Origin of the sequence: Kosakonia sp. (genome assembly GCF_032052965.1) — a bacterium.
Classification (GTDB): domain Bacteria; phylum Pseudomonadota; class Gammaproteobacteria; order Enterobacterales; family Enterobacteriaceae; genus Kosakonia.
Window position 1 is genome coordinate 165641 of record NZ_DAMBVN010000006.1, and the last position, 13044, is coordinate 178684.

The window sequence follows — 13044 nt, forward strand, 5'->3', positions numbered from 1 at the left end:
TTTCTCCCTAAGCCTGGCATAGATGTAGCAAGGCTTCCGCGCGGTCATGCAACGGGGCGGCGCGAGCGAATTGGCCATTAAACGTGACAATGTTCACATCTCTGCCAGGATTAAAAGGCACATAAACACTGTCCAAAGGAGAACGTATGATAGAGCGAAGCCAAAAAGACACCTTAGCACCGCAGTATCCCACTCCTCCTTTCGTTTCTCAGCCGCAACCTGCGCCGGGGTTGGCCAGCAAAATGATCCCGGTGCCGGATCATGGCGAAACCAGCTACCGGGGTTCCGGCCGACTGGCTGGCCGCAAGGCGCTTATTACCGGGGGAGACTCGGGGATTGGGCGCGCTGTGGCCATTGCTTATGCGCGTGAAGGGGCGGATGTCGCGATTGGTTACTTACCGGAAGAAGAGTCAGATGCGGCGGAAGTGATCAAACTTATCGAAGCGGAAGGGCGCAAAGCTGTTGCGCTGCCGGGCGATATTCGATCCGAGGCGTTTTGTGAAAAGTTAGTCGAGGAGGCGGTGAGCCAGCTCGGCGGGCTGGATATCCTGGTCAATAACGCCGGGCGGCAGCAATATAACGAGTCGATCCTCACGCTGAGCACCGAAGATTTTGATGCGACGTTTAAAACTAACGTCTATGCTATGTTCTGGATCACCCGTGCGGCGGTGAAACATCTGCCGCCCGGAGCCAGCATTATTAATACCTCTTCGGTACAGGCCTACCAGCCCAGCCCGATCCTGCTGGACTACGCGCAGACCAAAGCCGCAATTGTCGCGTTCACAAAAGCGCTGGCGCAGCAGCTTGGCGAAAAAGGTATTCGCGTCAATGCGATCGCCCCTGGCCCGTACTGGACGGTATTGCAGCCCAGCGGCGGCCAGCCCGACGAGAAAGTAAAACAGTTTGGGGCAAGTGCGCCACTTGGGCGGCCAGGGCAGCCCGTGGAAATTGCCCCGCTGTATGTCACTATGGCGTCGGCGGAAAACAGCTATGCCTCCGGTCAGGTCTGGTGCTCTGACGGTGGGACCGGTACCGTCTGATCCGGGAACACTGTGTGGCGGTTGTGGCTGAGAGCAACCGCCGTTATCACCGGGGCGCACAACAGTGCGCCCCGGTTTGTTTCATGGCTGCTATTGGTTACGCGCGGGTGTCGTCGGGACGGTATAACGCGGCATTAAACGCCGTGGCTTGCTCAATCATCCACGTGCGGAAGTTGGCAATTTTCGCCACGCTGTCGCAGCCGGGGCGATAAACAAGGTAATAGGCCAACGGACTGGGCAGCGACACGCCAGGACACAAGCGGATCAACCTGCCGCTTTTCAAATCGTCATCAACCATTATGCTGCGCGCCAGCGCAATGCCATGGCCTTCAACGGCAGCCTGCAGCACCGCCGCAGAGTTGTTAATGCGCAGACCGGGTTTACGCGCAATGGCCTGCACGTTAAAGCGGCGTAGCCACTGTTCCCAGGTAATAAAATCGTTATGACGTTCCATGGATAAGTCGTGGATCAGCGTCTGTTCCGTGACGCCGGTCAGGCAATTTATCGCCGGGTTCACGGCGACCAGCGACGGGGCGCAGACCGGGAAAACGTCTTCCGACATCAATAACTCAGCGGTTAAGCCTTCCCATTGCCCCAGACCATACCGGATGCCGACATCCATACCCTGTGCGGTGAAGTCCAGCAGCTTGAGACTGGTTTCGAGCCGGACATCAATATCCGGCCAGCGGTGCTGGAAATCCTCAATTCGGGGTAACAGCCACTTGGCGGCAAACGCCGGGCTGATGGTGACATTTAAAATGCCATTGGTCGCGCCTTCACGTAGCAGTGTCATGCCGACATTGAGGCTTTGAAACCCCATACGGATATCGGGTAATGCACGTTGGGCAGGTTCCGTCAGCACTAATGCGGCGCGGCGGTTATGACTGCGATGAAACAGGGGAAACCCCACCACGTCTTCCAGCGAACGCACCAACTGGCCTACGGCCGCGGGCGTGACGTTCAGCTCTTCCGCGGCCAGGGAAAAGCTTTGATGCCGGGCGCTGGCTTCGAAAGCACGCAGGGCATTGAGATGAATGGGTATCTTCATATCAGATAGAAAACCTTTCCTTAAAGCCAAGATTATCTCATTTGTTCATGAGGCTGAACATTAACATAATTCAGAAATGGCGAAGCACTCAAAACAAATTATTGAAATGCTTACGCCTGATGATGCATTTCAAACAAAAAGATTTTCTTTTTATTTGGGGTGGGGAGCCGCCGTTGACCCGCAGCTCCCGTTATTCACTGAACGCAGGAGTTAACCATGGCTTATTTGCAAATCACTCTGGACATTAGCGAGCAGAATCGTGCAGCAGCGGCAGCGGTATATCAAAAATATAAAGCCCCGTTCCTGGAAACCATTGATGGCGCGGTTTCAAAAGAGCTGCTGGTGCGCGCGCAAGATGTGCAGGTGCTGCACGGTTTTAACAGTGCAAGACAGGCGGAAGCCTACCTCGGTTCTCAGTTGTTCATCGCTGATGTGGTGGAAGCGCTGAAACCGTATCTCAACAGTGCACCGGATGTGCGTATTTACGACGTCGTCTGATCTCATTCCTGAAAACGGGGGTAGTTGTGTATTTAAACTGGTCTGAATTGCGTAAAGCGTTACGGGCGGCGGTAGGCAGATTTGCTGGCCTGCAACCAGAGGTCATGAAGGGCATTGAGACGATGGAAAACGGCGCCGCTGCGTCCGGCCATCTGGATGCCAAAACCCGTGAACTGATTGCTCTTGCCGTGGCAATCACCACGCGCTGTGATGGTTGCCTGTCGGTGCATGCCGAAGCCGCAGCAAAACACGGCGCAACGCGCGAAGAGATCGCGGAAGCCCTGGGCGTTGCGATCACCCTCAATACCGGCGCGGCACTGGTTTATTCCACCCGTGCGCTGGACGCGTTTGACACCTTGCCGAAGTAAGCGTACCACCGCGGCCTGCTCTGGCGGCCGCGGCTCCTTTTCAGGACTCCTGCATGTTGATTAACCACGATTTTTCCCGGCGCGTTACCGTCACTCCTGAAGATCATGGCTGGGTGCCTTCTCCCCAGCGAGGGGTCGATCGGGTGATGCTTGATCGTATCGGCGGCGAACAGGCGCGGGCGACGAGTTTTGTCCGTTATCTTCCCGATACGGCATTCCCTTTACATGCCCATCCTGGCGGTGAGGAGATTCTGGTACTGGCCGGGCAATTCTCCGAAGGAGAACGGCATTACCCCGCCGGATGGTACCTGCGCAACCCGCCGGGTTCCTGCCATCAACCTCACAGCACCAACGGCACACTGTTGTTCGTCAAGCTGGGACAAATGCGCCGCCAGGAACGGGTGCAATTGCGTGTGAATACGCGTGACGCGGAAAACTGGCTCACGCGTGAGGGTATGCAAGTTTGCCCCCTGTTTAGCGATGCGCATGAGCGCGTCTGCCTGCTGCGGCTGAGCGTCGGTACGGTATTGGCAGAACCGGGATTACCGGGCGGAGCGGAAGTGCTGATCGTCGAAGGCAGTTTGATTGAAGGCAACAGTATTCACCCACAGGGTAGCTGGCTGCGGATCGCGCCACAGCAGCGGCTGGCTTTGATGGCCGGGTCGGACAACACGGTGCTGTATCTCAAAAAAGGGCATCTCGCCGCTGCGCCGCAGGAACCCTGCCTATGATGCCGCAGGTGACGATTATCGGTGCCGGGTTGAGCGGCTTATATGCTGCCTGTTTGTTAGAGCAGGCGGGTGTCAGTTATCAGGTACTGGAAGGGCGGGAGCGGATCGGCGGGCGGATACTGTCGGCTGGCGATGTGCAGGCCGATCTCGGTGCGACGTGGCTGTGGCCTGCTATCCAGCCCACGCTATTTCAGCTTCTTACCCGGCTGGATATCACCCTGATCGACCAGAATGAGACCGGCGAAATGCTCTTCGAGCGCACCCCGGGTGCCGTGTCACGCTATCCGGGGTTTGTTTCGTCGCCTGCTGCGGTACGTGTGCGCGGCGGCATGTCGCACGTGATCAAAAAATTAGCGCAGCACATTCCGGCAACACGCATCGTGACGGGCGTTGAGGTGACGCATGTGGAACAGCGCAACGGGCGGATCAGGATTGAGGGTAACGGCAACGACCACTCGACAAGCGTCGTCGAGAGCGAACAGGTGTTATTGGCTCTGCCGCCCATGCTGGCCGCGAATATGACCTTTGCGCCGTCGCTGCCGTTACCCCTGTTGCAGGCCTGGCGTAATACCGGCACCTGGATGGCGCCACATGCCAAGTATGTCGCCTGCTATGCCGAAGCTTTCTGGAAACGCAACGGGTTGTCGGGCGAGGCCAGAAGCAACGTCGGCCCAATGGTAGAGATGCATGATGTTTCCCAGCCTGATGGCACGCATGCTCTGTTTGGTTTTATCGGGCTGCCGTTCGATGCCCGTCAGGCGACAGGCGAGACGCAGTTACTGAGTCTGTGTCGCGCGCAACTGGTTCGCTTATTTGGTGAAGAAGCCGCGACGCCCCGCGCAGAATACCTTAAAGACTGGGCGGCCGATCCCTTTACGGCCACCCGGCGCGATCTGGCGTTACAGGCAGGTCACACCGTGCCGCCGCCATCGCCTGCAGAAGGCGTATGGCGTAACACCATCACCGGGATAGCCAGCGAATGGTCATCCACGTTTCCGGGCTACCTGGCTGGCGCTATCGAAGCGGCTGAGGCGGGTGTCCGGCGGATAGTCAATCAGAGGTAAGCATGAACAACACCTATCAGGCAATGCAGGTCACACGTCCAGGACGGCTGGAACAGGTTGAAAGAACGCTGCCGGAACCGGCACCCGGCGAGGTGCTGATTAAAGTGGAAGCCTGCGGTATTTGCGGGGCGGACAGCGGCGTGATTGAGGGGCGGGAAAAGGGCGTTGACTACCCGCGCGTGCCCGGTCACGAAGTGGTCGGCACGATCTGTAAAATTGCTGACGCGCTGCCAGGCTGGCTGAAACCCGGTCAGCGGGTAGGCGTTGGGCGTTTAGGGGGGCACTGCCACGCCTGCGAGCAGTGCCGTCTGGGGCACTTTAACCTTTGCCAGAACCAGCCTGTGACCGGCAGTTCTCGTGACGGCGGCTACGCCGAATATATGCTGGCGCGCGCGACCGGGCTGGTGACCATTCCCGATGATCTCTCTTCTGTTGAGGCCGCGCCGCTGCTGTGCGCGGGGATCGCCACGTTTAATGCTTTAAAAAAATCCACGGCCCAGGCGGGCGATACCGTGGTTATCCAGGGCGTCGGCGGGCTGGGTCATCTGGCCCTGCAGTACGCCAGAAAGATGGGGTTTCGCGTCATTGCCGTCGGCAGAGGGGAAGACATTGCCGCAGAGGTGATGCGGCTTGGCGCGCATCATTATATTGATACCCATCATCATGATCCCGTTGCGGCCATCAAATCGCTTGGCGGCGCGCAGGTGATCCTTTCGACCCTCACCGACAGTGCTGCGGTTGCTGCGCTGTTACCGGCCCTGGTGCCGCAGGGGCAGTTGATGGTGGTCGGCGTGGGGCAGGAAAGCCTGGCGTTAACGCCGGGGCTGATGGTGGGCAGAGAGTTGTCGGTCAGAGGGGCTATCACCGGTACGCCGAGAGAACTGGAAAAAGCGCTGGATTTCAGTTTGCTGGCCGATGTGCGGGCGATGATAGAAACGATGCCGCTCGCAAAGGCACAGGAGGCCTGGCAAAAAATGCGCTCCGGCGAGGCCAAATTCCGCATGGTGCTGACCATGGAAAAGGCATAACAACGCAGTAAGTGCAGTAAGTGCAGTAAGTGCAGTAAGTGCAGTCAGAAATGCATAACTATAAATCGATAAAGGAAGACGTGATGACAATACGCGAATTATCTGCCCCGGCATTCTCTGCTGAGGTCATACAGGCCAGGGTACCGGTGCTCATTGATTTCTGGGCCCCCTGGTGCCAGCCTTGCCGCGCCGTGGCGCCCGTGATGGAGGCGCTGGCCGAAGAGTACGCCGGAAAACTGGCGGTGTTCAAAGTCAACGTAGACGAGCAGCCAGAGCTGGCCGCGCAGCATGGCATACGTTCGATCCCCTTCTTTAAGGTGTTCGTGAAAGGAAAACCGGTGCTCGAGTTTGCCGGGGCCAGGCCGAAACATGATTTCGACGCCCTGCTGAGGAATCTTCTGAACTGAGATAACCCCACTTCGCCTGGCGAGCGTGACTCACAGCGCTCGCGTTTTTACCTATCCGGATATCGCCGTGGCGCTGGCTGCGGCGGTGCTATGGGCGTTACCCGCCAGTGGGTACCCATAACAAGGAGTGCATATGTTTACGTTAGATGCGTTTCATCTGGCAAGGATCCAGTTTGCCTTCACGGTGTCGTTTCACATTATATTCCCAGCGATCACCATCGGTCTGGCCAGCTACCTGGTAGTGCTGGAAGGCCTCTGGCTGAAAAGCCGCCAGACCGTCTATCTCGATCTCTGGCATTTCTGGTCCAAAATTTTTGCCGTCAACTTTGGGATGGGTGTCGTTTCCGGTCTGGTGATGGCCTACCAGTTCGGCACCAACTGGAGTGGTTTTTCGCAGTTTGCCGGGAGTATTACCGGCCCGTTATTGACCTATGAAGTGCTGACCGCCTTTTTCCTCGAAGCGGGGTTTTTAGGGGTCATGCTGTTTGGCCGAAACAAAGTTGGGCCGGGGCTGCACTTCTTTGCGACCTGCATGGTCGCCCTGGGCACATTAATGTCGACTTTCTGGATCCTTGCATCGAACAGCTGGATGCACACGCCGCAGGGTTACACGATAGAGCAGGGCGTGGTGGTTCCGCAGGACTGGCTGAAAATTGTCTTTAACCCCTCGTTCCCGTGGCGGCTGATACATATGACCACGGCGGCGTTCCTTGCCAGCGCGTTTTTTGTTGGTGCCTCTGGGGCGTGGCACCTGCTCAAAGGCAACGACACCCCCGCAATCCGCAAGATGTTTTCCATGGCGTTATGGATGGCATTAGTGGTTGCTCCGTTGCAGGCTTTTTTGGGCGATGGACACGGATTAAACACACTTGAACACCAGCCGGCAAAAATTGCCGCCATTGAGGGGCACTGGGAAAACCGACCCGGAGAAGCATCACCGTTGATCCTGTTTGGCATTCCCGATATGGCGGAAGAACGCACCAAATATGCCCTTGAAGTGCCGTATCTTGGCAGCCTGATCCTGACGCATAGCCTCAGTAAACCGATCCCAGCGCTGAAAAGTTTTGCGCCTGCCGACAGGCCGAATTCGCTTGTGGTGTTCTGGTCGTTTCGCATTATGGTTGCGCTCGGTCTGTTGATGATTGCACTGGGCGTGCTTAGCCTGTGGCTGCGTTACCGCAAGCGCCTTTTTAGCTCACGTTCCTTTCTGTGGTTTGCTCTGCTGATGGGGCCGTCCGGTTTAGTGGCGATCCTCGCTGGCTGGTTTACCACCGAGGTGGGGCGTCAGCCCTGGGTAGTATATGGCGTACAACGCACCCGGGAGGCGGTTTCGGCCCATGGCGATCTGCATATGAGCGTCAGTCTGCTGGCGTTTATCGGTGTTTATAGCGCCGTGTTTGGCGTGGGCTACCTGTATCTGATGCGATTGATTAAAACCGGACCGCTGCCCGGCGAGGGGCAGCATGCAGAGCAGGGCGGGCCAGGGCAGTTGCGCACCCCCGCGCGGCCGCTTTCTGCCGTCGATAATGGACAGGGAGGCGCGCAAAATGATTGATCTTTCGCTGATCTGGTTCGGTATTATCATTTTTTCCACACTGATGTACATCGTGATGGATGGCTTTGATTTGGGGATCGGGTTGCTGTTCCCGTTCAATAAAAATGCGGCGGAGCGCGATGTGATGATCAACACCGTGGCGCCGGTCTGGGACGGGAATGAAACCTGGCTGGTGATGGGCGGTGCCAGCCTGTATGGTGCGTTCCCGTTGGCCTATTCCGTGATAGCCGACGCGCTGGCTGCCCCACTGACCGTGATGCTGCTGGGGTTGATTTTTCGCGGTGTCGCGTTTGAGTTCCGCTTTAAAGCCACTCCGGCGCATCGCCCATTCTGGGATAAGGCCTTTATTTTCGGCTCGCTGCTGGCAACGTTTACTCAGGGCGTGGTGGTTGGCGCGTTGATTAACGGGCTGCCGGTCAGTGGTCGGGAATATGCAGGCCCTGCGTTGATCTGGCTGGATCCCTTTGCGCTGTTTTGTGGAGCCGGGTTGCTGGTGGCTTACGCGCTGCTGGGAGCGAGCTGGCTGGTGATGAAAACAGACGGGGCGCTGCAAAAGAAAATGGCCCGGTTGACGATACCACTGGTCACGGTGTTGCTGATAGTGTTAGCGATCATCAGTTTGTGGACGCCGCTGGCGCATCCGGGCATTGCCCGGCGCTGGTTTAGCGCGCCGAACCTGTTCTGGTTCTTGCCCGTACCGGTACTGGTGTTGGCCTGCTACGTTGGCGTGATACGCGCCATTCGACGCAACGCGCACTATTCCCCCTTTATCTTGACGTTAATGCTTATTTTCTTAGGCTTTTCCGGGCTGGGGATCAGCATCTGGCCTTATATCATCCCGCCTTCGGTCACGCTTCATGAAGCGGCATCGGCGCAGATAAGTCAGGCGTTTATGTTGATTGGCTGCCTGCCGATTTTGCCGGTGATCCTCGGTTACACCTTCTGGAGCTATTACGTTTTTCGCGGCAAAGTACAGCCGGGTGAAGGCTATCATTAAGGAGTAAAAAGTATGCGTACGGAGAAGAACAATGCCTCGTTGCTGAAAGGCCTAGTGTGGCTGGTGATCATCTGGACGGCGAGTGTGGTGGCGCTGGGCATCGTCTCAATGTTGTTTCGGTTGTTGATGTCCGCCGCCGGCATGAAAGCCTGATAATAAAAAGCCTGAGCAAACGCTGCCCAGGCTTTTCATGAAAGAAAAACTTGCGCGATCGGGAAGTTTATCTGCTTTGTTGGCGCGTGAGTTTCACCACATACTGCCCCTCAAAGATGTTCCTGGCTTGAACCTGCGCTCACCCTGCCGAAAAAACTATGCCAATTCCATTAACTATCAAACAGATCGAAATGCTGGTGAAAATCAGCGAAGGGAAGGGGCTGTCAGAAGCCGCACGCCTGCTTAATCTCTCACCTTCCGCTGTCAGTAAGGCGCTGGCGGTGATGGAGGAAAATCTTGGTGTTCCGCTTATCCAGCGCACCACCCGTACCTTTCAGCTGACCGATGCCGGGGAGTATTTTGTTTCCCGGGCGACGGAGCTGCTGAAAGAATTTGATGATATCGTGAATACCACCTGCGGTTATTTCAACCACCCGCACGGTGCGCTACGGATCACCTGTTCGGTGGCCTTCGGTTACGCCCACCTGGTAGATATCTTCAATGAATACCGTAAAAAGCATCATGACGTTGAATTGATCCTCGATCTGGACGACCACCTGACCAATCTGAATGAAAACAATGTCGATATTGCCCTACGGATCACCGCCACGCCGCCGCAGAATTACGCGGCCAGAAAATTATCCAAAATCAGTTGGCTGTATTGCGCCGCACCCGACTACCTGGCCCGCTGTGGAACGCCGACCAGACGCGCAGAACTGGTCAGCCATGACTGCCTGGTTTACCCGGGGTTGACACCGCCGCTGCGTATCACCGACATGACCATTGCGCACCCGCACTGTGATATCAAGCCGCGCACACCCGTACAGGCCAACAGCAGCCTGCTGTTATTAAAAGCGGCACTGTCCGGTCAGGGCATCGCCTGGTTGCCGTCTTATTTGATCAGCCAGCATCTGGAAAGCGGGGAACTGGTGGCATTGAAACTGGATGGGAAGTACGCCTACCCGACACACAGTTTGTACGCGCTGTATTTCCCCAGCAAATTTCGCAACCCCAAAGTGCGATCGTTTATTGATTTTCTGGTGGAGGAAAACCAGCCCTGGCATCGGTGGGAAAAAGCGATTGATGAATTGATTTAAAATATGCGCGCGATCACAGCAAATAAATTAACGCGGCGTCGCCCGATAATAAAAATCTTTTGCACAGATCACATTTAACGATAAATAAAAATTATATTTTGCGGCACTTGTCATATTAATACCAAATACTTTACTTGTGAGTAAAAGTGGAAACAGTTTTCGCTAATATTCCTTCGCCATTGCCGGGGGGCTGTGTAAAGCTTTCTGCATTCAATCATTAATAACAACGCGGTTATTAGGTTGAATATAGCGGCGGCAACGTTGTCGAAGTATTGCGGTTAAAATAAAACAAGGTTGCAGAGTAGAGTTTCAAATAATACTCGGCCGGGTTGATTCTATTTTGTCGATTGGGGTCTCCTATGACAGTAGGAATAAATAACGAAGCAATAAATAAAAATAATATCCCCTTTACCCTGTACGATTTAGGGTGGGTGGTACTGTGTATCGGCGCAGCAATTGGTTCAGGCATCGTCTTTTTCCCTTTGCAGGTGGGTCTTAAAGGTGTCTGGGTATTTGCCCTGGCGGTACTTCTCGGCTATCCGGCCGTGTATTACATGCAGAAGCTGTTTATCGAAACCATGGCGCGTAGCGATGAACACGACTCCTATTTGAGCATCATCGCCAGCTATGTCGGCAACCGCTGGGGAGTCTTTCTCGGGGCGCTCTATTCCATCACTATGTTGAAATCGATGGTGGAGTACGCACTGGCGATCACCAATGATAGCGCGTCCTATCTGAAGACATTTGGCCTGACGACCCAGACGCTCTCTGAACACTGGTGGTGGCCGCTGTTGTTGATTGGCAGTCTCTCTTTGGTGGCGTCGAAAGGCGAAAAACTGCTGTTTAAAGTCTCTGGCAGCATGATCGCCGTGAAGCTGGTGATCATTGTGGCGATTGGCTTTGTGGTGGTGCCGTTCTGGGATCTGAACAACATCGGCGAATTGCCCTCGGTTGGACACCTGGTGGTGGGGACATTCCCGACACTACCATTTGCTATCTTCTCCATCATGTTCGTCGGGATTCTGAACCCCATGAACATTGCGTATAAAAAGCGTGAAGAGGATAAAGCGGTCGCGAAGTATAAGATTTTACGTGTACATAAAGTCGCGTATCTGATCCTTGTGGCGACAGTACTGCTGTTCGTGGTTTCTATTGTCCTTTCCATCAGCGAAGCCGATGCGCTGCGCGCCTACCAGGACAATATCTCAGCCCTTGCGCTGGCGGCGAAAGTCATTCCTGGCGCGGCAGTAAAATACATGAGCGTTATTCTTAACGTGTTTTCAATCGTGACCGCTTTCCTCGCGCTTTATCTGGCGGTGCATGAATCGTTTGTCGGGTTAATTAAAGTCACGCTCGATAAACTGTCCCCAACACGAGAAAGCAGCCCACGACGGGTTTCTGTCACGGCTTTTTTCATGGTAGTGCTGGTCTTGTGGTTAATCGTACTGACGAACTTCCCTATCCTGAAGGTATTTGTTTTTGGCGGCGTGACCTACGGTATTATTAGCTGTATTGTGCCGGGAGTTATTATTCTCAAAAATGACAAGTTTGTTGACCTTCGGGGGGCGTCAGTTTATTACGTGATATTAATTGGTATGCTGATGTGTATCGGGCCGTTTGTTATGCTGTTTTCCTGATAACGTGTGATGAATAAATGTCTGCGCTGTCTTTAGGTATATTAAGTGCGTTTTAAGGCGGCATTATTAATTATTTTATGGGTCATCATTAATCAGATTCATGATGACCCATGCGCCACTTTTACGGTGCAGAAAATGATTATCAAAAACCCGGACATGTGATACTAAGACTGAGAGATAACAAACAAAGGTAGTGGAAGATGTCGCAGAATAAAATTGCCAAAAAAGTACAAAATCTCCAGTCATCGGCAATCCGGGAATTATTGAAACACAGCAAAATGGACGGGGTTATTTCGCTTGGCGGCGGAATTCCTAATCCGGACCTTTTCGATCGTGAAGGGTTACAGATAGCGATGGATCAGGTGCTCTCCAGCGCCTGGAAAGAGGCGTTTCAGTACGGTCTGAGCGAAGGCAGCCCTGAACTGCGTGCGGCAATTTGCCAGTTGCTGGCGGAGCGGGCGATCGTCTGTGATGTTGACGATGTGGTGGTGACTTCTGGCTCTCAGCAATCTCTGGATATTCTGGCGCGTGCGCTGATCGATCCGGGCGACATTGTGGTCGTTGAACGGCCAACTTATCTCGCGGCACTGCAGGTGCTGCAGTTAGCAGAAGCAGATTTGCGCTCCGTGGGTACCGATGGCGACGGCATGATCATTGATGAACTGGAGGCGCTGGTGAAGACCACCCCGGTGAAAGCCGTTTATATCGTGCCGACTTTCGGTAACCCTGGTGGGGTGACGCTGGCGGAGCACCGGCGTAAGCAACTGGTGGAATTATCGCAGCGCTACGATTTCGTCATTATTGAAGACGATCCGTATGGCGAAATTAACTTCACCGACAAAACGTTCACGCCGCTGAAAGCCTGGGCGGCGGAAAGCGGTAACAGTGACAACGTGATTTATACCTCCACGTTTTCAAAAATTCTCGCACCGGGCGCGAGAGTTGGCTGGTTAGTGGTCCCGGGCTGGTTGAAACGGCAGGTGGTGAATCTTAAGCAGGCAACCGATCTTCATACCAGCTCGTTATCGCAGTCGCTGACTTACCACTATCTGAACAGTGGCCGGCTGGCAGGGCAGATTGCGCTGATCCGCGAGGCGTATAAACACAAATGCCAGACCCTGTGTGAGCAGCTGGAAAGCGCGCTGGGCGACCATCTGACTTTCCATAAGCCGATGGGCGGCATGTTTTTGTGGGCCAGATTTAATTATCCAATGGACACCACACAGTGGCTGAAAAAGACGCTGGCGAACGGCGTGGTGTACGTTCCGGGGGAGTTCTTTTACTGCAACGATCCCGATCATGCCACGCTGCGTATGTCTTACGTCAGCGTTACGGATGAGAACCTGAAAGAGGCGGTTTTGCGGTTGAAGGCCTCACTGAATTAGTTGTTCTCGTTAGCCAGTCGGGGGCGGGGACAAGGG

14 protein-coding genes are annotated in these 13044 nt (G+C 54.9%); 13 read left to right on the forward strand and 1 reads right to left on the reverse strand.

Annotated elements, in window-relative coordinates; all coding sequences use genetic code 11:
• The first annotated feature begins 146 nt into the window (after nucleotides 1-146).
• Entirely contained in the window at nucleotides 147-1040 is an 894-nt protein-coding gene (locus RTX30_RS10160) for an SDR family oxidoreductase (protein ID WP_312689401.1), read from the forward strand.
• Nucleotides 1041-1137: 97 nt separating this feature from the next.
• On the opposite strand, the gene gcvA is transcribed toward RTX30_RS10160, so the two are convergent.
• Nucleotides 1138-2088: a transcriptional regulator GcvA gene (gene gcvA, locus RTX30_RS10165; protein WP_312689403.1), complete on the reverse strand. Its 951-nt coding sequence runs from the start codon at nucleotides 2086-2088 to the stop codon at nucleotides 1138-1140.
• A 216-nt stretch (nucleotides 2089-2304) separates the two neighbouring features.
• Here gcvA and RTX30_RS10170 point away from each other — a divergent pair, with 216 nt between their 5' ends.
• The 12 genes from RTX30_RS10170 to RTX30_RS10225 all read left to right on the forward strand — a co-directional run bounded on the left by RTX30_RS10170 (nucleotide 2305) and on the right by RTX30_RS10225 (nucleotide 13008).
• Nucleotides 2305-2586, forward strand: coding sequence for a hypothetical protein (locus tag RTX30_RS10170; protein ID WP_312689405.1), 282 nt, complete (start codon nucleotides 2305-2307; stop codon nucleotides 2584-2586).
• Between the two features lie 26 nt (nucleotides 2587-2612).
• Nucleotides 2613-2954, forward strand: coding sequence for a carboxymuconolactone decarboxylase family protein (locus tag RTX30_RS10175; protein WP_312689406.1), 342 nt, complete (start codon nucleotides 2613-2615; stop codon nucleotides 2952-2954).
• Between the two features lie 53 nt (nucleotides 2955-3007).
• Entirely contained in the window at nucleotides 3008-3685 is a 678-nt protein-coding gene (locus tag RTX30_RS10180) for a cupin domain-containing protein (protein WP_312689408.1), read from the forward strand.
• The gene (locus RTX30_RS10185; protein WP_312689410.1) at nucleotides 3682-4749 is read left to right on the forward strand and encodes an FAD-dependent oxidoreductase; all 1068 of its coding nucleotides are present in this window, start codon (nucleotides 3682-3684) and stop codon (nucleotides 4747-4749) included. Before RTX30_RS10180 ends, RTX30_RS10185 begins: the two co-directional genes overlap by 4 nt.
• 2 nt (nucleotides 4750-4751) lie before the next feature.
• Nucleotides 4752-5777: an alcohol dehydrogenase catalytic domain-containing protein gene (locus tag RTX30_RS10190; protein ID WP_312689412.1), complete on the forward strand. Its 1026-nt coding sequence runs from the start codon at nucleotides 4752-4754 to the stop codon at nucleotides 5775-5777.
• Between the two features lie 83 nt (nucleotides 5778-5860).
• Complete coding sequence (gene trxA, locus RTX30_RS10195; RefSeq protein WP_312689414.1) at nucleotides 5861-6184, forward strand: thioredoxin; 324 nt, start codon at nucleotides 5861-5863, stop codon at nucleotides 6182-6184.
• Between the two features lie 133 nt (nucleotides 6185-6317).
• A complete protein-coding gene (locus RTX30_RS10200) occupies nucleotides 6318-7739 on the forward strand; it encodes a cytochrome ubiquinol oxidase subunit I (RefSeq protein ID WP_312689415.1) in 1422 nt (473 codons plus the stop codon).
• A complete protein-coding gene (gene cydB, locus RTX30_RS10205) occupies nucleotides 7732-8736 on the forward strand; it encodes a cytochrome d ubiquinol oxidase subunit II (protein ID WP_312689417.1) in 1005 nt (334 codons plus the stop codon). Before RTX30_RS10200 ends, cydB begins: the two co-directional genes overlap by 8 nt.
• Nucleotides 8737-8748: 12 nt before the next feature.
• On the forward strand, nucleotides 8749-8889 hold the full coding sequence (locus tag RTX30_RS10210) for a DUF2474 domain-containing protein (RefSeq protein WP_312689418.1): 141 nt from the start codon (nucleotides 8749-8751) through the stop codon (nucleotides 8887-8889).
• A 158-nt stretch (nucleotides 8890-9047) separates the two neighbouring features.
• Nucleotides 9048-9986 carry a LysR family transcriptional regulator gene (locus RTX30_RS10215; RefSeq protein WP_312689420.1) on the forward strand — a complete coding sequence of 313 codons (939 nt, stop codon included), beginning with the start codon at nucleotides 9048-9050 and terminating at the stop codon, nucleotides 9984-9986.
• A 359-nt stretch (nucleotides 9987-10345) separates the two neighbouring features.
• Nucleotides 10346-11623, forward strand: a complete 1278-nt coding sequence (locus RTX30_RS10220) for a transporter (RefSeq protein WP_312689421.1) — start codon at nucleotides 10346-10348, stop codon at nucleotides 11621-11623.
• 200 nt (nucleotides 11624-11823) lie between these two features.
• Complete coding sequence (locus RTX30_RS10225) at nucleotides 11824-13008, forward strand: PLP-dependent aminotransferase family protein (protein ID WP_312689423.1); 1185 nt, start codon at nucleotides 11824-11826, stop codon at nucleotides 13006-13008.
• Nucleotides 13009-13044: the final 36 nt, after the last annotated feature.

Bases quoted from the DNA above. Each gene is read 5' to 3' on its own strand.
- RTX30_RS10170 (WP_312689405.1), top strand. From the start codon at position 2,305: ATGGCTTATTTGCAAATCACTCTGGACATTAGCGAGCAGAATCGTGCA.
- RTX30_RS10210 (WP_312689418.1), top strand. From the start codon at position 8,749: ATGCGTACGGAGAAGAACAATGCCTCGTTGCTGAAAGGCCTAGTGTGG.
- RTX30_RS10185 (WP_312689410.1), top strand. From the start codon at position 3,682: ATGATGCCGCAGGTGACGATTATCGGTGCCGGGTTGAGCGGCTTATAT.
- RTX30_RS10160 (WP_312689401.1), top strand. From the start codon at position 147: ATGATAGAGCGAAGCCAAAAAGACACCTTAGCACCGCAGTATCCCACT.
- gcvA (WP_312689403.1), bottom strand. From the start codon at position 2,088: ATGAAGATACCCATTCATCTCAATGCCCTGCGTGCTTTCGAAGCCAGC.
- trxA (WP_312689414.1), top strand. From the start codon at position 5,861: ATGACAATACGCGAATTATCTGCCCCGGCATTCTCTGCTGAGGTCATA.
- RTX30_RS10200 (WP_312689415.1), top strand. From the start codon at position 6,318: ATGTTTACGTTAGATGCGTTTCATCTGGCAAGGATCCAGTTTGCCTTC.
- RTX30_RS10180 (WP_312689408.1), top strand. From the start codon at position 3,008: ATGTTGATTAACCACGATTTTTCCCGGCGCGTTACCGTCACTCCTGAA.
- cydB (WP_312689417.1), top strand. From the start codon at position 7,732: ATGATTGATCTTTCGCTGATCTGGTTCGGTATTATCATTTTTTCCACA.
- RTX30_RS10225 (WP_312689423.1), top strand. From the start codon at position 11,824: ATGTCGCAGAATAAAATTGCCAAAAAAGTACAAAATCTCCAGTCATCG.
- RTX30_RS10220 (WP_312689421.1), top strand. From the start codon at position 10,346: ATGACAGTAGGAATAAATAACGAAGCAATAAATAAAAATAATATCCCC.
- RTX30_RS10215 (WP_312689420.1), top strand. From the start codon at position 9,048: ATGCCAATTCCATTAACTATCAAACAGATCGAAATGCTGGTGAAAATC.
- RTX30_RS10190 (WP_312689412.1), top strand. From the start codon at position 4,752: ATGAACAACACCTATCAGGCAATGCAGGTCACACGTCCAGGACGGCTG.